Origin of the sequence: Paraburkholderia phenoliruptrix, from assembly GCF_047325075.1 — a bacterium.
GTDB lineage: Bacteria > Pseudomonadota > Gammaproteobacteria > Burkholderiales > Burkholderiaceae > Paraburkholderia > Paraburkholderia phenoliruptrix.
The window spans coordinates 2,920,936-2,941,897 of sequence record NZ_CP168531.1 but is presented as its reverse complement, the minus strand read 5'-3'; the positions used below and the strand labels follow the sequence as shown (position 1 = coordinate 2,941,897).

Here is a 20,962-nt window from a genome sequence, read left to right as displayed (position 1 = left end):
GCGCGCGGAAGCTGGCTTGTGTCGATGCCATATGTATGGACATCGATCCCGGCTTCTGCCCGCGTTGCTTTGCTTCGCTTCGCTTCGATCAAACACGAATACTGCGCGCCGCGGCAAAGCACGCTCTGACCGCTACATATTGACACCATGCTGACTCCCATTCGCAAAGAACCGAACGAACCAGCGGATGCTTTCTCCGCTGCGCACACCGATCCGTCGAGCCAGGCGCTCACCATCTCGCGCAAATACGCGGCGCTGTCGCCCGAGCGTCGGCGCCGCTTTCGAGAGAAGGCCCGCGAGCAGGGCATCGATCCTGCGCGGCTGCCGATTGTTCCGCTGTCACACGGAGCGGATGCTGTCGATGAGGCGCCAGCGATTGCCGCTTCGTCTGCGGAATCGGCGACCTACCCGCTTGCGCCCGCGCAGGAGCGCCTCTGGTTCCTCTGGAAGCTCGATCCGCTCAACCCCGCCTATAACCTGTCGCGTGCGCTCCGGTTGACAGGGCGTCTCGACGTGCGCGCGTTGCGCCGGGCGTTCGATGCGCTCGTCGCGCGTCACGGCGCATTGCGCACGCGCTTCGTCGAGACGCGCGGCGTCGTGGCGCAGTGCATCGCCGACGAGACCCACTACCTTTGGCGCGAGCACGCGCTGCGCGATCCTGCGCAACTGCGCGACCTGTTGCGGACTGTCGCGCGCGAGCCGTTCGATCTCGTTCAAGGTCCACTGCTGCGTGTCGATCTCGTTGCCATCGATGTGGAGTGCTATGCATTGTCGGTCGGGGTTCATCACATCGTGTCGGACGGCTGGTCGCAAGCGCTGCTCGTTCGCGACCTGGCGGCGCTGTACCGCGCGGCATTGACCGGCGAAGACGCGGCGCTGGCTCGCGCGTTGCCGCCGCTCGATCTCCATTTCGGCGATGTCGCGGCGTGGCAGAACGAATGGCAGGAGGGCGCGCTCGCCGACGATCTCGCGTACTGGACGAAGCGCCTGGGTATCGGGCGTCCCGCGCTCGAGCTGCCTCTCGACCGGCCACGCGCGGCAGTGCGCGGCATTGAAGGTGGGCGTGTCAGACGCGACGTCGGCGCAGCGCTCGCAGACCGTTTGCGCGACCTCGCGCGTACTCGGCGCACGACGCTTTTTGCCGTGCTGCTCGCCGCTTACGCAGCGCTGTTGTATCGCTACGGCGGTCAGTCGGGCGTGCGGATCGGCGTGCCTTCGGCGGGGCGGCAACGCAGTGAAACAGAGGGCTTGATCGGGTTCTTCGTCAACACGCTCGTGATCGACGTGGACGTCGACGGCGGCATGCAGTGTGCGACGTTGTTGTCGCAATTGCACGCGCGCGTGCTTGAAGCGCATTCGCACCAGGCAGCGCCATTCGGTCGCATTCTCGACGCGTTGCGGATCGAGCGCGATCTCGGACGCTCGCCGCTGTTTCAGGTCTTGTTCAACCTGGAGCAGGCGACGAGGGAAGCATCCGTTGCAATGCCCGGACTCGTCGTCGAGCCGGAGGCGGGCGGCACCGATACGGCGCGTTTCGACCTGGTGCTGAACGTGGTCGACGATGGTCACGGTTTGCGCCTGATGTTTAACTATGCCACTGACGTGTTTGACGCGAGCACCGTCGAGCGGATTGCATCGCAGTACGAAGCAGTGCTGACGCAGATGACCGACGGCGTGCAGCAGCGGGTTGGAGCGCTGGTGCTGCCCATGCAGCGTGAAGCGAAGCCGCTGCAGAAGTATCCATTCGAATCCCTCGGGATGGCCCTGGCAGCGCAGGCGAGGCGCACGCCGCAGGCGCTTGCGCTGCGCTGTGAGGATGCGTCGCTCACCTATGCGGAACTGGATGCATGGTCATCGACCCTCGCAGCACGGCTCATCGCGCGAGGCGCGGGCGCGGAGCGGCGCGTGGGACTGTGCGTCGCGCGCGGGCCGGCGCTGATTGCAGCGCTGCTGGGGATCATCCGCTCGGGTGGTGCGTTTGTGCCGCTCGATCCGGAGTATCCCGCTGCGCGGCTCGCGCAGATGATCGACGATGCGGGCATTGTGCAGGTGGTTGCAGACGCATCCAGTGCCGGACGCGTTGCTGGCGTGCTGGCGCAGTGTGAAGTGGTCGACGTCGGCTCGATGGGAGGGGCGGCAGCTTTGGGGGCACCGGCGGATGCAACGCGCCACACCGACCTCACACTCCACCCCGAGCAGCTCGCCTACGTGCTCTACACCTCGGGCTCGACCGGTCGGCCCAAGGGCGTTGCGGTAAGCCACGGCGCATTGTGGACCCATCTGCAGGACTTCCTTGCGACTTACGGCATCAACGAAGCGGACACGGTGCTGCATTCGTCGACGATCAACTTCGACGTGGCGCTGCACGAAACGCTGCCCGCGCTGCTGCGCGGCGCGACGGTGGAAATGCGCGGGGTGCAGCCATGGGATCTGCAAACCTTGAGCGAGCGGCTGGTAACACGCCGCGTGACGTTCGCGCGCATTCCGACGGCGCTGTGGCAGCAGTGGCAGCGCCATGCGCCGCCGCGCGAACAGCTCGCGCTGCGTCAGGTGACGGTGGGCGGCGAGGCACTGCCGGGCGATGCGCTCGCACGCTGGCGCGACGGGCCGCTCGCCGGCATCCGGCTCGATAACCTGTACGGCCCGACCGAGACGACCGTGGCCGCGCTGTACCGCCGCACCGAGGCCGGGGACGTGAACCAGGTGACGGTGCCGATCGGCCGTCCGTATCCGGGGCGAACCGCGCGCGTGCTGGATACGTTCGGCGACGAAGCGCCGGTGGGCGGCCTCGGCGAACTGTGCATCGGCGGGCCGACGGTGGCGCGCGGCTATCTGGGGCGCGCAGGGCTCACCGCGGAGCGCTTCGTGCCTGACCCGTATGGGGAGCCGGGTGCGCGCGTGTACCGCAGCGGCGACCTGTGCCGGATGCGCGCGGATGGTACGGTGGAATTCCTCGGACGGCTGGACCAGCAGGTGAAGCTGCGCGGGCAGCGCATCGAGCTGGGCGAGATCGAGGCGGTGCTGCGCCAGTGCGAGGGCGTGCGCGAGGCCGCGGTGATGGTCGTCGGCGAAGGGCAGAAGCAGCGGCTCGCGGCGTATGTGTCGGGTGGCGGCGAAATAGCAGACGCCAGCGCAACAGCCGCGCACACGCCCGACGCCGCCCATCTGCAACGCGAACTTGAACAGAAGCTGCCGGGCTACATGGTGCCGTCGTCGGTGACGGTGCTCGCCAGGCTGCCGTGGATGCCCAACGGCAAGCTCGACCGCGCCGCGCTGCCGGCGCCGCGGGCCGAAGCACGCGAGCGCGTGGCGCCGGCCAACGAAGTCGAATCCGCGCTGCTGTCGATCTGGAGCGCCGTGCTCGGGCGTGACGATCTGGGCGTGACGGAGAACTTCTTCGAGGCGGGCGGCGATTCGATCCAGAGCCTGCAGATCATCGCGCGCGCACGCGAGGCGGGCTGGCGGCTCACGCCGCGGCAGATCTTCGAGCATCCGACGGTGGCCGCGCTCGCGCAGCGCGCACAGCGGCTGGATGCGCCCGGTGCTCACGCACCCGACGACGGCGCCGCGCTCGGCTTGACGCCGATCCAGCGGCTGTTCTTCGAGCGCTATCCGCACGGGGAATCGCACTGGAACCAGGCGGTGCTGCTGAAGGTGAAGGGGCGGCTCGTGCCCGAGGCACTGGAGCGTGCGGTGGCGGCGCTGCAGGCGCGTCACGATGCGCTGCGTTTGCGGTTCGTGCAGGAGGCAGGGGCGTGGCAGCAGGTGGCTGACGCTGCGCACACTTCGCCGACGCCGCAGACCGCGGTCGTTCGCCATGAAACGCTCGGCTCGTTAGCAGACCTGAAGGCTGCCTGTGAGCGGATCCAGTCGAGCCTCGATATCGTGCAGGGACCGGTGTGGCGCGTCGGCCACTTCGAGACACCGGACGAGACGCGCGTGCTGATCGCGATTCACCACCTGTCGGTGGACGGCGTGTCGTGGCGCGTGCTGCTCGAAGAACTGCAAAGCGCGTACGAGCAGGCCGAACGGGCCGAACCGATCCAGCTCCCCGCGCCATCGATGCCATGGCGTGCGTGGGTGCGTGCGCTTCATCAGTACGCCGAATCATCAGAACGCGTGGCGGAACTCGCATGGTGGCAAACCATACTCGACGCGCCCGCCTTGCAAGCCGGCCCGCTGTTCCAGGCGCTCGCCCCGGAGCCGCAACCGCAAAAGACGCTGCTCAAAAAGCTCTCGCCAGAACTGACCGTCTCGCTCGTGCGCGAAGCACCGCGCGCGTATCGCATGCGCGTCGACGAAGTGCTGCTTGCGGCGCTTGCGCGCGCCGTCGGCGATAGGGTGTCGCGTGACGAAGTGCTGATCGAGCTCGAAGGCCACGGTCGCGAGGATGTGATTGACGGCGTGGACCTGAGCCGCACCGTGGGCTGGTTCACGACCCAGTATCCGCTCGCGCTGCCGCGCGGCACGCACGCTGGGGACGCGTTGCTGCGCGTGCGCGAGCGTCTTGCGGCCGTGCCGCTGCGCGGACTCGGCTGGGGACTGCTCGCCTGTTGCGCGGATGCCGCAAGCCGGTCGGCGCTACGCGCGTTGCCGACGCCGGAGATCGCCTTCAACTATCTGGGCCGCTTCGATCAAACCTTCGACCGGACAAGCCGCTTTGGCTTCGCCACCGAAGCGTCGGGCGACGCCATCGCGCCTCGTGCAAAGCTGCCGGATCGCGCGCTCGACATCAACGTCTGGATTGCCGGCGATTCGCTTGCACTGAACTGGGGCTACGCACCGCAGTTCATATCCGATGCGCTTGCGGAACAACTGTTCGCGTCGTTCGAATCCGCGGTGGGCGACCTGGTGGCACATCTGCGCACCGCCACGCCGGAAGCCGAGGCGCCCACGCGGCGGCGGCCCGTTCCCGAGCCGCTCGAAAGACTCGCACGGCACGATGCGGTCGCGGCGAGCTGGACTGCGCGCGCCGTCTATGAGGCAAGCCTGCCCGCGCCATCCGCCGACGCACTCGCGGCCTGGTTCGGGCGACGCCGGCCGCAAGCCGCGCACGCCCGCGCTCTCGCCGCGCCGTCGGCGGCCGTCCCGCTGAATGCGCTCGGCGCGCCCGCCACGCTGTTCTGCCTGCACCCGGGCTACGGCATGGTCGGCGAGTACCGCACGCTGGCTCAGGCGCTCAACGGTCGCGTGAGTCTCATCGCGATCCAGGCGCCCGCGTTGCGCGGCGAGCCGTGGCAAGGCAATACTTTTGAGGCGCTCGCCGCGCATTACGCCGACTGTATTGAAACGCTGCAGCCGCACGGCAACTACGCGCTGCTCGGCTGGTCCTTCGGCGGCCGGCTCGCCATCGCCATCGCGGACCATGCCGAGCGGCGCGGCAAGGGCGTGTCGTTCGTCGGCATTGTCGATACTGCGACGCACCGGGAGGAGGGCGCCGGGTCTGCCGACGCCAACCGCGTCGCCGCCGACGACACTGCGCCCGCGTCCGCGCTCGCGCTGCTTGAAGAAGCGCAGCCGTCTCTGCTCGGAGACGCCCTCGCAGCCGACGCCCTGCATGCGAGCTTGATGGCGCGGCATGCGTTGCCGCGGATCGGCTGCGACCTGCATGTGTGGCGCGCGCTGCGCGTCGGCGATTCGCGACGCAGGATGGCGTGGGCGGAACACACGCGTGGCCGGCTGCATCAGTTCGACGTCGACGCGAGCCATTCGAGCATCGTCCACCATCCGCTGCTGGCGATGCAGCTTGCGCAGTGCTTCGGAGAAGCGCTGCCACAAGGCCGCGAAGGTGAGGGGTGAGCGCGTCTTGAGCCGGGACCGCTCGCATTTGAGCGGGCGAGTTACCCGAGCCTTCGCGCCCGCCGCCCTATCTCACCTTTCAACACGAACCTCCATCATTGAATGCGAACGATTATTGTTTACGTTACGATGCCAACTTGAGAAAATCACGGGGCGCCGGAAACGGCGTCCACACGCCGCGCATGACACGGGGATAGAAGAATGGGGATCAAGAAGAATGAAGTTTGAGAAGGCAGCGAAATGCAGTGCTTTGCGCGCGCGCGGTGTGCCGCGTCTGCGCCCGATCTACGTCGCTTCGATACTGGCTTTGGCCGGCGCCGGCGCGCACGCGCAGGAATCGCCGCCTGCGGCCTCCGGCACCGGCACCGGCGCGGCGAAGGAATTGCCCGCTGTTCAGGTGCGTAGCTCTGCTGAAGATCCGCAAGGGCCGGGCGTCGGCTATGTCGCCAAACGCTCGATGACCGGCACCAAGACGGATGCCTCGTTGCTCACGAATCCGCAGAGCGTGTCCGTCATCACGCGTCAGCAGATGGACGATCAGGGCGCGCAGACCGTCGACCAGGCGCTGCGCTACACGCCGGGCGTCTACTCGCAGGACGGCACCGACATCCGCTTCGATCAACTGTACGGTCGCGGCTTCACGCTCGACTCGTATCTGGACGGGCTGCATCTGTACCAGTCGCCGCGTTTCGCGACGCCGCGCATCGACCCTTACTTCATGGAGCGCATGGAAGTGCTGCACGGTCCCGCGTCCGTGCTGTACGGGCAGGGCAGTCCGGGCGGTCTCGTCAACTACGTGAGCAAGCTGCCGATGGAGCAGCCGTATCACGAAGTGATGATGCAGATCGGCAACCACAATAACTACCAACTGGGCTTCGACCTGAGCGGTCCCGTCGACGCGAACGGCACCGTGCTGTACCGCGTCACAGGCGTGGCCCGCACGGCGGAGACGCAGGTCAGCGAGATCAAGGACCAGCGGCTTGCCATTGCACCTTCGGTCACGATCCGCCCGAACCGCGACACGACGTTCACGCTGCAGGGCAGTTTTCAGCGCGACCCGAACGGCGGCCTGTTCAATCCCGTGCCGGCAGGTGCAACACTGTTTAGTAACCCGAACGGTCAGCTCGGGCCGGACAGATATTTCGGCGATCCGGACCGCGACGGCATGCATCGCACGCAGTACTGGTTCGGCTATCAGTTCGACCACGCGATCAACGACAAGATCAGCGTGTCGCAGAACTTGCGCTATCTGCACATCGACCAGCATTACTACCAGACTTCGGTGACGAGCGCGCTCGGCGCCAATCAGCGCACCGTGTCGATGTGGGGCAACGTCGACAACGAGCACTACACGCAATTCCAGGTCGACACGCACGCGCAGGCGAAGGTGACGACGGGGCAGGTCCAGCACACGCTGCTGTTCGGTCTCGACTATCAGCGCTCGATGCTCGGCGACACGGAAGGCAATTCCGTGCTCGGCACAGTCGATCTGTACAACCCGAACTTCGCGTCGCTGCCGACGCAGCAGGCCAACACGCGCCTCGATTATTCGTTGAGCACGGTCGGCCTGTATGCGCAGGACGAAGCGCGTTGGCGCAACTGGGTGCTGACGTTCGGCGTGCGCGAGGACTGGACGGGCGGCAATCAGCAAACCACTTCGCTCACGACGGGCGCCGGCACGACCTACCATTCGAACGATCACGCGTTCACCTGGCGCGCCGGACTTGCTTATGAGTTCGAGAACGGCATCGCGCCCTATCTCAGCTATTCGCGCTCGTTCCAGCCGGTGCTCGGCGCGACGTATTCCGGTGCACCGTTCTCGCCGACGAGAGGGCGCCAGGTCGAGGCGGGCGTGCGCTATCAGCCGAAGTGGTTCGACGGCTTCTTCTCGCTGGCCGCGTTCACGCTGACGCAGGACAACGTGTCGGTGACCGATCCGAACCATCCGACCAACGCGGTGCAAACCGGCCAGATCCGCTCGCGCGGTCTCGAATTCGAAGCGCACGCGAATCTCACCCCAGACGTGAAAGTGATCGCTTCGTACACCTACCTGAATCAGGAGGTAACGAACAGCACGATGATCAATCTGGGCAAGCGCCCGACCATCGCACCGCGCAATACGGCTTCGCTGTGGGCCGATTACACGTTCCATCGCGGACCGCTGCGCAACTTCGGCGTCGGTTCCGGGGTGCGTTACATGAGCAGTTCAGCGGGCGATGCAGCCAACACGTTCACGGTGCCTGGGCGCGTGCTGGTCGATGTGGGCGCGCATTACGACATCCAGAACTGGCGCCTGTCGCTCAATCTGAACAACGTGTTCGACCGCGAGTACATCTCCTACTGCACGACCGCGGCGGTGTGCTACTGGGGCGCGACGCGCACCGTGCTCGGGACGGCGCGTTACCAATGGTGATGGCCATGCGCAAGCGGCGGACGCTTTGCATGCGGCTCGCATCCTCATGACGGCACATGTCGCGGTTCGCCACAAGCGACGCCTCGCACTTGCCGGTTTGAGCGCGGTAGCGCTCGCGCCATTCGCACGCGCCGCGGTCGGCGCGGCTGACGGCGCGGCTGACGGTACAGCGAAGGAGCCGCCCACGCGCGTCGTCGTGCTCGACTGGCCTTTGACGGAAGTCGTGCTGTCGCTCGGCGTGGTGCCCGTCGGCGTTTCGCGTCCCTCGTGGTATGCGAAGCTCGACGGCGTGCCGGCCTTGCCGCCGCAGGTTGTCGATACCGGCTTGCTGTATCAGCCGAATTTCGAGGTACTTGCGGCGCTGCAGCCCGAGCTCATCGTCATCACGCCATGGCACGCGCCGCTGCGCGCGTTGCTTGAGCGGATTGCGCCCACGCTGACGGTCCAGCTGTTCGGTCCCGGCATCGACGTGTATCCGGCAGTTCGGGACGCCACGCGCACGCTCGCCGCTGCGCTCGGCCGCGACGCCGCAGCCGATGCGCTGTTCGCGCAAGCCGCGGCGAATCTGGTCGCGGCGTCCGGGCGTCTCGCGGATTTTCGTGCGACGAGGCGCCCCGTCTATTTACTGCGTCCGATCGACGACCGGCATATCGCCGTGTTCGGCAACAACAGCCTCTTTGGCGGCGTGCTCGGCGCGCTCGGAATCCGCAACGCGTGGCAGGGGATCGCCGACCCACAAGGCATGACCGAAGCAGACCTCGGCGCGCTCGCGCAACAGGCGGATGCGCAAGTCGTCACCATCGGCCTGCCGCCCGGTGTCGCCGCGCAACTCGCGCGAAGCCCGCTGTGGAACGCGTTGCCGTTCGTGAGCCAAAACCGCGTGCGGAACATCGGCCCGCTGCCGGCGCTCGGCGGGATGGTTGCGTCGATGCGTTTCGCCGACAGCCTCGCCACAGCGCTTCAAGGAGTCACGCAATGAACCGCTCGACGATGACTGTGGCCGCCGCGCCGCGCGCCTGGCGGCTGCCCGCGCTGCTGCTGGCGCTGGCGGTGTGGCTCGTTTATCACACGCTGTCGGCGCGGCTGCCTGTCGCACAATGGCGAGGCGCGCTGCTGTCCGGCACGGACGCCTCGCTGCCGCAACTCGTCGTGCGTTATGGCTGGCTGCCGCGCTTCGCCATCGCGCTGATCGCCGGCGCGGCGCTGTCGCTGGCGGGCGTGGTGTTCCAGCAGGTGCTGCGCAATCCGCTGGCCGAGCCGCTGACGCTCGGCGTGTCGGCGGGCGCCTATCTGGCGTTGACGATCGCCGCGGTGACCGCGCCCGCGCTCGCCGCGGACATGCGCTTCACCGTCGCGGTGGCGGGTGCCGGGCTCGCGATGGTCGCCACCATGACGATGACGTGGCGCAAGGGCTTCGCCGCGGTCTCTATCGTGCTGGCGGGGATGATCGTCAATCTGTACTGCGGGGCATTATCCGTTATCCTAACTATCGTATTTGAGCGTTCGCTCACGGCGGTGTTCATCTGGGGCGGCGGCTCGCTCGTGCAGAACGGTTGGGCAAACGTCGTCTGGCTGCTGCCGCGCGTGCTGGTCTGCGGGATTGCCGCGGCGCTGCTGGTGCGCCCGCTCACGCTGTTCTCACTCGACGACGGCAGCGCGAGCCAGCTCGGCATGTCGCTCAAATGGACGCGGCCTCTCGCGCTCGGCGTCGCCGTGACGTTGAGCGCGTTCGTGGCGAGTGCGGTGGGCGTGATCGGCTTCATTGGTTTGGGCGGCCCGGTGCTCGCGCGTCTGATGGGCGCCCGCCGCGTGCGCGACCAGTTGCTGTGGGCGCCGCTCGTGGGCGCGCTGCTGCTCGCCATCGCAGACCAGGCGGTGCAGAGCTTGCCCAGCGTCCTCGGCGAATTGCTGCCGACCGGCGCCGCGGTCGCGCTCTGCGGCGGCCCGCTGCTGCTGTGGATGCTGCGCCGCGTGCATATCGAGGCGCCGCGTCCCGCGTCCGCTGACAGCGCGCCGCCCCGTCGCGCATTGACGGTGCCCGCACTGCTGCTGGGCGGCCTGCTCGTCGCTGCGGTTGTCGTGTCGCTGTGTTTTTCAATGACGCTGCACGGCTGGCAATGGAGCGGCGCGCAGCAATGGAGCGGCGTCTGGTTCTGGCGCGTGCCGCGGCTCGTCGCCTCGCTCGGTGCCGGTGTCATGGTAGCGCTGGCCGGCACAATCCTGCAGCGGGTCACCGGCAATCCGATGGCGAGTCCCGATCTGCTCGGCGTGAGCGGCGGCGCGATGCTCGGCATGCTGGCCGCGGCGGTGGCGGCGGCTGCGCCGTCCACGCCGGTGTTGCTCGCGGGATCGTCGGCGGGCGCGCTGATCTGTCTCGTGACGATCGTCGCGTTGGGCCGCCGCAGCGGTTTCGCGCCGGAGCACGTGCTGCTCGCGGGCATCGCTATCAGTGCATTCTCGCAGGCGGTCGTCATGCTCGCGACGGCGAGCGGCGGCGCGTATGCGAACCTGTTGCGTCCGCTGCAGTACGGCTCGACCTACCTGATCGTGCCCGCGACGGCAATCGCGGTCGGCGCATGCACGGTCGTCGCGGTGTGCGTCGCGTATCTGGCCGCGCGCTGGCTGGAAATCCTGCCGCTCGGCACCAACGTGGCCGATGCGCTCGGTGTTGGCGCGCAGCGCGCGCGCCTGACGCTGCTCGTGCTTGCCGCGATACTGACGGCGGGCGCGACGGTGGTGATCGGCCCCATGTCGTTTGTCGGCCTGATGGCGCCGCATCTCGCGCGGCTCCTGGGGTTTGCGCGCGCGCGTTCGCAGATGCTCGTGGCGGCGCTGATTGGCGGCTTGCTGATGGTGCTGTCCGACTGGGTCGGGCGGAACATGATTTTTCCGCAGCAGATGCCGGCGGGCGTGATTGCGACGCTTCTGGGCGGGCCGTATTTGATGTGGTTGTTGCGGCGGTGATGAGACTCTGCGGTAAGCCTTCGGCGCAGCAGCGGCCAGCGTGAGAGTGAGGGCCGCGTGGCGGCCCTCGCTCGCCACGCAACACTCAACATTCAAAACGAAAAACTCGTATTCAACATCACGAGCCGCGATTCCCCGACCGCGATAATCAGATTGCTGTTGCTCGACGGATAGTACGTTTTGTCGAACACGTTTTTCACGTTCAGTTGCACATGCGTCGGGATCTTGCCGATCTTCGTGTCGTAAGCGGCAAACACATCGGCAACGACATAGCCCGGCAGCGTGAAGCTGTTCGCCGTATCGCCGGGCCGCTGGCTCACGAGCCGTGCTCCGCCGCCGAAGCGCCATTGCCCCGGCAGATACGGCAGCATCGTGTCGTAGACAGCGAAGAGGCTGCCCGTATGGCGCGCCGCATTCATGAGACGGGTACCGTTGTCGCGGTCCGTCGCGTTGGTGTACGCATAGCTGCCGATCACGCTCACATGCTGCGTGAGCCGTCCGGCGACATCGAGCTCGATACCGCGCGACCTCGCGCTGCCGACCGTCTCCGTCGTATCGCCGACAGTGACCGCGACGTTCTGCTTGTCGATCTGATAAACGGCGAGCGTGCCGGTGATGCCGTGCGCGTCGAACTTGAGGCCCGTTTCATAGACGCGCCCACATTCCGGCGCGAGCGGCTCGCTGACCTGAGTGGCGACGTTCGGCACGAACGACTTGCTGAAGTTCGCGTAGGCGGAAAGCGCGGGCGTCATCCGGTAGACGAGGCCGAATTGCGGCAGCCACACCTGTCCATGCGAGTGATCGGCGACGACGAACGGGCGGCCCACGCCCGACAGTTGCTGCCAGTTCTCCCAGCGCACGCCGCCGACGGCGATCAGTCTGTCGGTCAGATGAACCGTGTCCTGCGTCACCACCGAATACGTGTGAACCTTCGAGAGACTGTCGCTTTGCGTCGCGCTCGGCATGCCGCCCGGCGCGAGCCTGCCGTACACGGGGGCGAACAGATCGAAGCCGGACACCGCCTTGCCGCGAATCGTGTCGCCGCGAAAGCTGCGCTGGCGTTCGTACTCGCCGCCCACGTACAGCTCATGACGCATGCCCTCGAGGTTCAGATTGCCGATCGCGCCGACCGTCGCAATCTCGTCCGAATCGTTGCGCTGCAGGTTGGCATCCGAGGTGCGGCTCATGATGCCGGTCATGCTGTTGAACGCCGTCGCGCGCGTGATGTACTGGTTGTAGCGGTCGCGGCTCCATCCGTAAGTTGCGCGCACGCGCCATTCGTCGGAAAAGCGATGTTCGATTTTCGCGCGCAGCGTTTCCTGTTCGCCGGAACTCTGCGCCCAGGGTTCCTCGTAGCGCGTATAGCGCAGCGCATCGTCGGGATGACCGTTCACGAGCACCGTGCCGCGGTCGAACGGCGTCGTGTAATCGGCGTACTGATAGCTCACGTCGATCGACGTATTCGCGTCGTGCCACGACAGCGACGGCGCGATCAGCGCGTCGCGCTGACGTCCGAAGCTGCGCCAGTAGCGCGCGGTGTTGTATTCGCCCGTGAGGCGAAACGCCAGCGTGCCGCCCGCGACCTCGCCGGGCGCGCCGACCGGCCCGGTCAGGTCGAAGCTCGTACCGCTGCCGCGATGGCTCGTGTAGTTCGCCGAGACCGAGCCGTGGAAGGTGTCTTCCGGCTTGTGCGTGATCAGATTGATGACGCCGCCGGGCTCCTGAATGCCGTAGAGGAGCGACGCGGGGCCCTTGAGGACTTCCACGCGGTCGATCGTCGCGAGGTAGTGGTGAAGCGTCGTCGAGCGCATGCCGTCGACGAGAATCGAGCCGTCGTCGTTCGAGCCGAAACCGCGCTTGATGAACGCATCGCGCGTTCCGCCGAGCGTGTTCGTCTGCGTGACGCCGCTCACGTTGCCGAGCACGTCGTCGAGCGTGCGCGCCTGCTGGTCCTGCATCACGCTCGAGCTGACCACCGCGACGGACTGCGGAATGTCGCTGATTTTCGTTGCGACGCCGCTCGACGTTTCGCTCGTGCGCGGCCGGTAGCCGGCCGTCGGATCGGCGAGCGGGGCGGCGTGCACGGCGACGGCCGGCAGTTCTGTCGCGGCTGCGGCGGTGGGGGCGGACTGGACGCCCGTCGCGCCGTCGGACGAGGCGGCGGCGAGTGCGGCGGGCGCGGTCGCCATGTACATCAACATCGAAAGAGGAAAGCGGATGCCGGAACGGCGAGCGCGGCCTGGCGGCGCGGAAGTTTTGACGAAGCGCATGAATGGTTCGGACGACGCGGCACCCGCACCCGACTAGCGGGGAAGATCCACGACGTGAGTTCTTATTAAGGATGCGAGAGCATAATGTAAATGAGAATGATTATCAAATGAAAGAAAGGTGAACCGGAGTTGACCATGTGCGCCGTGGCGGCTGGCGTCCGCGGTGCCTGCCATTGCCTGCCCGTAATCAACGGTGACGGGCGCGCGCTCAGCGGGCGGCCACCGCGCGAGCAGGCGAGGCACGGTTGCTCTAAACTAGCTGCCGCCCACGCCAGCCACCTCTACGTCACCACCTCGATGCCCGCTCATTCCGACGATCCCGCCGACGCGCTCGATTCCGCCACGCTCAGCCTGCCGAAGCAACCGGCGTTTCAGCGCTTCTGGTGCACGCGCATTCTCTCGTCGCTGTCGTTCCAGATGCTCGCGGTCGCGATGGGCTGGCACATCTACGCGCTCACGCACAGCGCGTTCGCGCTCGGCCTCGTGGGACTCGCGCAATTCCTGCCGATGTTTTTGCTGACGCTCGTCGTGGGTCACTTTGCGGACCGCTATGACCGTCGGCGCATCGCGGCGGTTTGTCAAAGCCTCGAAAGCGTCGCTGCCTTGCTGTTTGCGTGCGGCACCTTCGGCGGATGGATCAGCGCGCCGGTCATCTATGTGCTGGCGGCATGCGTCGGTGCGGCGCGTGCGTTCGAGTCGCCGGCGGTCGCGTCGCTCCTGCCTGGCGTCGTGCCGCGCGGGCAATTGCCCAAAGCGACGGCGTGGGCAACGTCGGCGAACCAGACGGCACAGATCGCCGGCCCGGCGCTCGGCGGCCTGCTTTACGGCATCGGGCCGGGCGCCGCCTATCTTGCTTGCACGTTGTCGTTCGCCGCCGCGGCCACGGCCGTGTGGGGCATTCCGCTGCGCGCGAAGCCGGCGAGCCGCGCCCCCGTGACGCTGGAATCGGTGTTCTCCGGCATCGCCTTCATTCGCAAGGAGCCCGTGATACTGGGAGCCTTGTCGCTCGATCTGTTTGCCGTGCTGTTCGGCGGCGCCACCGCGCTCCTGCCCGTGTTCGCGCGTGACATCCTGCATACGGGGCCGCTCGGGCTCGGCCTGTTGCGCTCGGGCACCGCGATCGGCGCGCTCGCCGGCACCATCTGGCTCGCGCATTTCCCGCTGCGCAACCGGCCGGGCGCGGCGATGTTCGGCGGCGTCATCTCGTTCGGCGTGGCGACGCTCGTGTTCGGCATGTCGCATCAGTTCATCGTTTCGCTGCTTGCGTTGATGGCGCTGGGCGCGTCGGACACGATCAGCGTGGTCGTGCGTCTGTCGCTGGTGCAACTGCGCACGCCCGACGACATGCTCGGGCGCGTGAGTGCCGTCAATTCGCTTTTCATTGGGACATCGAATCAATTGGGCGAATTCGAATCCGGTGTCACGGCGGGCTGGTGGGGCGCGCGCACGGCCGTGCTGGTGGGCGGCATCGCGACGATCACGGTCGCCTTGCTGTGGATGAAGCTCTTCCCGGAATTGAGGAACACGCGTTCGCTGGAGCGCGAAGAGGAACTCGCGGCGAGCGCCTAGGAAGTGCGCGAGGCTTGGCGGAGCCCGCTTCTCTCATGCGACGAGAACCTGCTTCTCGCAAAAGCAGGCTTCTGCGCCGGAGCGCGGGCGCGTAACGTTGAGCGCGTTACCTGCGGGACAGCCCGCCAAGGAGCCGTTTCATGACAAGCCTCGCATCACAGCCGCCGGCTTACCCTAGCGATATTGCCTTTACGCCGACGGTCAAGGCATGGCAAAGCCGCCATGGCTCGCGCGACGCCTATGCGCGCATGGAGGAAGAGCACGGCTGGCAGACGCGGCTTACGCCCGACGTCGCGCGTTTCATCGAGCAGCAGACCAGCGTGTTTCTCGCCACGGTCAGCTCGGAAGGGCAGCCGTATATCCAGCATCGCGGCGGGCCGGCCGGTTTTCTGCGCGTGCTCGACGATCACACCATTGCCTTTGCCGATTTCGCCGGCAACCGGCAGTACGTGACCGCCGGCAATCTGGCGGACAACCCGAAGGCGCATCTGTTTCTGGTCGACTACGCGCATCGGCGGCGCATCAAGATATGGGGCGAGGCGCGCGTGATCGACGACGATCCCGCGCTGCTCGCGAAGCTGATGCCCGAAGGTTACAAGGCGCGCGGCGAACGCGTGATCGTGATGACAGTGCGCGCGTGGGACGTCAATTGCCCGAAGCATATTCCGCAACGTTTCGACGCAGCCGATGTCGCCGCCGCGTTGAAGGAGCGCGATGAGCGTATCGAGGAACTGGAGGCTCAGCTGGCCGAGGTCAAACGCAAGCCCGGCGATGCGGGTGCAATTGATCGGCGCTGAACGGTTACGTAGAATCGTGACGCGCAACATCTCGTTGCGGGCACAACGATTCGCGGAACACGAGGAGAACGCATGAGCATGCACCCTGCCGGGCCGATCGCGGCGACCGTCTATCGCGGCAATTCGCTTGAGAACACACACCGCGCGCATGTTGCGGTGGTGGATGCAACCGGGCGTCTGCTCTATGCGTTCGGCGATCCGTCGCGCGTTACGTTGGCACGTTCAGCCGCGAAGCCGGCGCAAGCGCTGGCGGTGCTGGAAACGGGCGCGTTGGAGCGTTTCGGCTTTGACGAGGCGGACCTCGCGCTCATGTGCGGCTCGCACAGCAGCGAGCCGCGTCACATCGAACGGGCGCGTCAGATGCTCGCGAAGGCGCAGGCAAGCGAAGCGGATCTTCGCTGCGGCGGCCATCCACCGCTCTCCGAGGCGGTGTACGTCGGCTGGATCAAGCGCGATTTCAAGCCCGGTGCCGTGTGCAGCAACTGTTCGGGCAAGCACGCCGGCATGCTTGCCGGCGCGCGTTCGATCGGCGCCGCGCTGAGCGGTTATGAACAACCGGACCCCCCGTTGCAGGTACGCGTAAAGCATACGGTTGCCCACGTCTGCGACCTGCCCGACGAGGGTGTGCAATGGGCGACCGACGGATGCAATCTGCCCACGCCCGCATTTCCCCTGGACCGTCTCGCGCGCCTCTTCGTGAAGCTCGCGGCCGCCCAGGACGAACTCGCGTCGCAGCCGGCCCTTGCGCCGGCCACTTCACGCACAGCGGCGCTTGCGCGCATCTATCGAGCGATGACCGCTTATCCGGAACTCGTCGCGGGCGAGGGCCGCTTCTGCACGGTTTTGATGAACGCGTTCGAGGGCGCGCTGGTCGGCAAGGTCGGCGCGGATGGCAGTTATGCGATCGGCGTGCGCGCGTCGGAGCAGACCGCGGCCCACACTACAGAGAAGGGCGCGCTAGGCATCGCCGTAAAAGTCGAGGACGGCAACGTCAGCGTGCTGTATGCGGTGATGGCCGAGTTGCTCTCGCTGCTCGAAATCGGCAGCGCTGCGCAGCGAGCGAAGCTGGACGCATTTCGCGCGCCCACCATGCTCAACACAATGGGCGTCGCGACGAGCCGGCTGGCGCTTTCCGTTACGCTCGCCGCGCCACAATAAACCCCCGCCGGCGCGCGAGCAATTATCCCGCGGGCGCGTCAGGCCGCGGCTTCGCTGGCCGACATCAGCGCCGTGCGGATAGCGTGCGCCAGTTCGCCCGCCTGGAACTTCGCGACGTAGCCGTTGGCGCCGGCGTTCTTCACATGCGCTTCGTTGGCCGCACCCGTCAGCGACGAATGGATGATCACCGGAATGTCCCGGGTCCGCTCGTCGGCCTTGATCTGACGGGTCAACATGAAGCCGTCCATCTCGGGCATTTCGAGGTCGGTCAGCACGAGCGCGATGCTGTCCTTTACGCGTGCGCCGTTGGACTGCGCTTCGTCGGCGACCTGCTGCAAGGTCTGCCAGGCCTCTTCGCCGGTCTTGGTCATGACGAACTCCGCGCCGATCGCGGTCAACGCCTGCTCAATCAGCTTGCGGGCGAAGCCCGAGTCGTCGGCGGCGAGAATCTTCGCGCCCGGGCGGATGCCGAGCGCATCGCCGACCGACGTCGGGTCCACGCTCGGATGCTGCGACGGGAACACGTCGCGTAACACCTGCTCGACGTCGATCACCTGCGCGAGCCGCGAGTCGCCGGTATTGCCGTCGATCCGCGCAATGCTCGTGACGAGATTGCCGCCTGCCGCGCCTTCCGCCGAGAGCACCTGATTCCACTCGAGCCGCACGATGTCGTCGACTTCTTCGACAGCGAACGCCTGCGTGGAGCGCGCGAATTCTGTCACGAGCAGAATATTCAGCCCGCGCGTGGGCTCGCAGCCCATCAGCCGCGGCAGGTCGATCACGGGAATGATCTGCCCGCGAATGTCGACCGCGCCCATCACGAAAGGCGACGAGCCGGCGATCGGCGTGACGGGCGGCATGGTCGAAATTTCGCGCACCTTGAACACGTTGATGCCGTAAAGCTCGTGCGCGTCGCTGCCGGGCACCGAGCCCAGCCGGTACAGCAGCAGCTCGAATTTATTGGAACTGGTCAGGTTGGTGCGTTCGTCGTGCGAGCGGTTATCTGCTGCCATCGAATCTCTCCGGAATTGCGGTGCGGGGGCGCGCGTGCGTTCGTGGATGCCTGGCGCGCTTCTTACTTTCTGTTATCGGCGCCGCTGCCGAAAAATTCAGCGCCGCGCCGGTTTTCTGCTGGCAATCCCTGGGTGTGGGTCCAGTCGCAGGTCAAATCCCCGATTCATTCGCATGCAGAACGCGGCGTCATTCGTGTGAAGGTTACCTAACGTTACACAAGCGACAGCGTCGTATCACATGGTGCGAAGGCCCGCTCCTAGAATTTTCCAGACGAAAAAAACGCGCGCCACGCGCCGTGCATCGGGCGCGCAGCGGTATATCAATGGTGTGTAAGTTGCCTGCAAGGCGGCCGCGCCTCGCGTCCTTCACCGTCGCTGTTTCGCTTCCATTCCAAGGAGAAACTATGATCCGCTTGCCTCTCGCCATCCTTTCGAGTGCCCGCATGGCCGGCCTGCTGCTCGCCGCTTCGGCCACGACCGCCACCGCTCAGACGGCGACCCCTGCCGCGCCGGAAGCAGGCCGTCTGCATGCCGCCGACCAGACGTTCATCGCCGAGGGCACCCAGGCCGTGGCCACGCAGCGCGACGCGGCCCGCATCGCGACCTCGCGTTCGACCGACCGCGACGTGAAGGCCTTCGCCGAACGCGTTTCGGCCGATAACGCGAGGATTTCGGACTCGCTGCGCGCGGCGAGCCCGCGTGGCGTCGACGTGCCGAAGAACGACCCCGACAGCGCCGTGCTCGCGAGCATCAACAACTTGCGCGGTGCCGAGTTCGACAGGACCTATATCGAACAGGTCGCGCTCGCGGGCGAGCAGAAGGCGCTGTCGGCGTTCCAGGCGGAAATCGCTTCGGGCCGCGATCCGCAACTGAAGGATGCGGCGAGAAAGGCGCTGCCGACCATTCAGGAGCATTACGCGATGGCGCAGGAACTGGCTAAACGCAAGCATCTGCCGGCTGCCGCGCAGTAAAGTCGGGCGCGCGGGCGGCGCCGCCCGTCGAGCGGCGCGGCGCGCCCAAGATCGGCGCAACGACACGCCCCGCCATTCGCGCGCAAAGCTGTTCCAGGTACCGCGCATCTGGCATCAGGAAGGATTTGCCAAACGCAACCTGCGTCCGGTCTGAACGGGCGGCGCGCACCCGCGGTTCGACGCGTTGGTTCTCTGCCGTGCCCCGGTGGCCGAACCAACGCCCGGCCGCCCGGGGTCGCTCAAGCCAGCCCGCCGTTTGCGCGCAACACCTGGCCGTTCACCCAGCCGGCCTGCGAACTGACGACAAACGCCACCACTGAAGCAATGTCCTCCGGTTGTCCGAGACGCTCGAGCGGCGGCATCTTCGCGAAGTGCTGGATCTGCGCCTCGGTCTTGCCGTCGAAGAAGAGCGACGTCGCGACCGGTCCCGGCGCCACCGCGTTCACTGTGATGTTGCGCCCGCGCAGCTCTTTCGCGAACACATGCGTGAATGCCTCCACCGACGCCTTCGTCGCGTTGTAGATCGCATAGCCGGGCAGGTTCAGCGCGAGCGTCGTGCTCGAAAAGTTGACGATGCGGCCGCCGTCGTTCATGCGGGCCGCCGCTTCGCGCAGCGTGTTGAAGGTACCGCGCACGTTGATGTCGAACGCGCGGTCGTAGAGTTCGTCGCTCGTGTCGGCGAGCGGCGTCGGCTTGATCACGCCGGCATTGTTGACGAGCACGTCAATCTTTCCCAGTTGCTGCTCGGCTGTCTCGAACAGGCGGCGCACGTCGGCGGCTTTGGAGACGTCGGCCTTCACGGCGATCGCCCGGCCGCCGGCGGCGTTCAGCTCCGCGACGAGCGCATCGGCTTCGCTAGCGCTCGCCGCATAGTTGACGACGACGGCAAAACCTTCGTTCGAGAGGCGCCGTGCAATGGCCGCGCCGATGCCGCGCGAGGCGCCGGTGACGATAGCGATCTGAGCATGTCGATTCGTGTTCATGGTGTGTTCCTTGGCGCGTTGAGTCGGTGAGGAAATGATGGAGTCTTTCGCTTCTGAGATAATCTGATGAAAACGACGATCATCGTTCCAATCGCTTTAACAATCATCCGCCAAGGACTGACCGCACATGGATCGTTTTGAGGAAATGCGTGTTTTCGTCCGGGTCGCCGAGCGCCAGAGCTTCACGCGCGCGTCCGACGATCTGCAGATACCGCGCGCCACCGTCACGAATCTCGTCAAGCGCATGGAGGAGCGGCTCGGCGCGCGCCTCCTCGCGCGCACCACGCGCACGGTGCGCCTCACGCCGGACGGACAGGCGTACTACGGCCGCTGCGTGCGGCTGATCGCCGATCTGGAGGAGGCCGAAGGTTCGTTCTCGAACCTTGCGCCGAAGGGGCTGTTGCGGGCCAACCTGCAAGGCACGCTCGCGCGGCACTTCATCGTGCCGGCCTTGCCGGCGTTTCTGGCGCGCTATCCGGGCATCGAGCTGATCATCGGCGAGGACGACCGGCTCGTCGACCTCGTGCGCGAGGGCGTCGACTGCGTGCTGCGCGCGGGCAACCTGCAAGATTCGTCGATGGTGGGGCGGCGCGTCGCGCAACTGCCGCAAGTCACGGTGGCGAGCCCCGCGTATCTCGAACAGTACGGCGAGCCGGCCGATCCGCATGCGCTTGCCCGGCACCGTGCCGTCAACTACGTGTCGAGCGCGACGGGCAAGCCGGTGCCGCTCGAATTCAGCATGGAAGGACGCAACACGCCGATGCTGCTGCCGGGCGTGGTTTCGGTCACCGGCGTCGAGCTTTACACCGGCTCGGCGGTCGCCGGCCTCGGAATCGTTCAGGTGCCGCGCTACCGCGTGCGCGACGAGCTGGCGAGCGGGCGGCTCAAGATCATTCTGGCGGACTTCCCGCCGCCGCCGCTCCCTGTGTCGGTGCTGTATCCGCAGAACCGGCAACTGTCGTCGCGCGTGCGTGTGTTTGCGCAGTGGCTGCGCGATATCTTCGAAACCGCGCAGACGGCGTGAG

At 66.6% G+C, this 20,962-nt stretch carries 12 protein-coding genes; 9 read left to right on the top strand and 3 right to left on the bottom strand.

Translation table 11 applies throughout. The features are described from left to right. Nucleotides 1–147: 147 nt before the first annotated feature. The 4 genes from ACEN8U_RS25140 to fhuB all read left to right on the top strand — a co-directional run bounded on the left by ACEN8U_RS25140 (nt 148) and on the right by fhuB (nt 11,176). Nucleotides 148–5,799: an amino acid adenylation domain-containing protein gene (locus tag ACEN8U_RS25140; RefSeq protein WP_413657757.1), complete on the top strand. Its 5,652-nt coding sequence runs from the start codon at nt 148–150 to the stop codon at nt 5,797–5,799. A gap of 217 nt (nt 5,800–6,016) precedes the next feature. Beyond that, nucleotides 6,017–8,212, top strand: coding sequence for a TonB-dependent siderophore receptor (locus ACEN8U_RS25135; RefSeq protein ID WP_310110491.1), 2,196 nt, complete (start codon nt 6,017–6,019; stop codon nt 8,210–8,212). A gap of 46 nt (nt 8,213–8,258) precedes the next feature. Beyond that, nucleotides 8,259–9,191 (top strand): ABC transporter substrate-binding protein, encoded by a 933-nt coding sequence (locus tag ACEN8U_RS25130; RefSeq protein WP_310110494.1) that lies wholly within the window; start codon nt 8,259–8,261, stop codon nt 9,189–9,191. Next, nucleotides 9,188–11,176: a Fe(3+)-hydroxamate ABC transporter permease FhuB gene (fhuB, locus tag ACEN8U_RS25125; RefSeq protein WP_310110495.1), complete on the top strand. Its 1,989-nt coding sequence runs from the start codon at nt 9,188–9,190 to the stop codon at nt 11,174–11,176. Before ACEN8U_RS25130 ends, fhuB begins: the two co-directional genes overlap by 4 nt. A 92-nt stretch (nt 11,177–11,268) precedes the next feature. On the opposite strand, the gene ACEN8U_RS25120 is transcribed toward fhuB, so the two are convergent. After that, nucleotides 11,269–13,446, bottom strand: a complete 2,178-nt coding sequence (locus ACEN8U_RS25120) for a TonB-dependent siderophore receptor (RefSeq protein WP_310110496.1) — start codon at nt 13,444–13,446, stop codon at nt 11,269–11,271. Between the two features lie 297 nt (nt 13,447–13,743). Here ACEN8U_RS25120 and ACEN8U_RS25115 point away from each other — a divergent pair, with 297 nt between their 5' ends. The 3 genes from ACEN8U_RS25115 (at nt 13,744) to ACEN8U_RS25105 (ending at nt 16,970) form a co-directional block, all read left to right on the top strand. After that, nucleotides 13,744–15,015: an MFS transporter gene (locus ACEN8U_RS25115; protein WP_310110497.1), complete on the top strand. Its 1,272-nt coding sequence runs from the start codon at nt 13,744–13,746 to the stop codon at nt 15,013–15,015. Nucleotides 15,016–15,155: 140 nt separating this feature from the next. Then, complete coding sequence (locus ACEN8U_RS25110) at nt 15,156–15,812, top strand: pyridoxamine 5'-phosphate oxidase family protein (protein WP_310110499.1); 657 nt, start codon at nt 15,156–15,158, stop codon at nt 15,810–15,812. Between the two features lie 72 nt (nt 15,813–15,884). Then, nucleotides 15,885–16,970, top strand: a complete 1,086-nt coding sequence (locus ACEN8U_RS25105; RefSeq protein WP_310110501.1) for an asparaginase — start codon at nt 15,885–15,887, stop codon at nt 16,968–16,970. Between the two features lie 38 nt (nt 16,971–17,008). Here the strand turns inward: ACEN8U_RS25105 and ACEN8U_RS25100 are convergent, their stop codons facing one another. Continuing rightward, a complete protein-coding gene (locus tag ACEN8U_RS25100; RefSeq protein ID WP_013587913.1) occupies nt 17,009–17,983 on the bottom strand; it encodes a chemotaxis protein CheV in 975 nt (324 codons plus the stop codon). Between the two features lie 404 nt (nt 17,984–18,387). On the opposite strand from ACEN8U_RS25100, the gene ACEN8U_RS25095 reads away from it, so the two are divergent. After that, nucleotides 18,388–18,954, top strand: a complete 567-nt coding sequence (locus tag ACEN8U_RS25095; protein ID WP_310110502.1) for a DUF4142 domain-containing protein — start codon at nt 18,388–18,390, stop codon at nt 18,952–18,954. Between the two features lie 239 nt (nt 18,955–19,193). On the opposite strand, the gene ACEN8U_RS25090 is transcribed toward ACEN8U_RS25095, so the two are convergent. Continuing rightward, nucleotides 19,194–19,937: an SDR family oxidoreductase gene (locus ACEN8U_RS25090; protein ID WP_310110504.1), complete on the bottom strand. Its 744-nt coding sequence runs from the start codon at nt 19,935–19,937 to the stop codon at nt 19,194–19,196. Nucleotides 19,938–20,064: 127 nt separating this feature from the next. On the opposite strand from ACEN8U_RS25090, the gene ACEN8U_RS25085 reads away from it, so the two are divergent. Beyond that, entirely contained in the window at nt 20,065–20,961 is an 897-nt protein-coding gene (locus ACEN8U_RS25085; RefSeq protein WP_310110506.1) for a LysR family transcriptional regulator, read from the top strand. Nucleotide 20,962 lies beyond the last annotated feature (1 nt).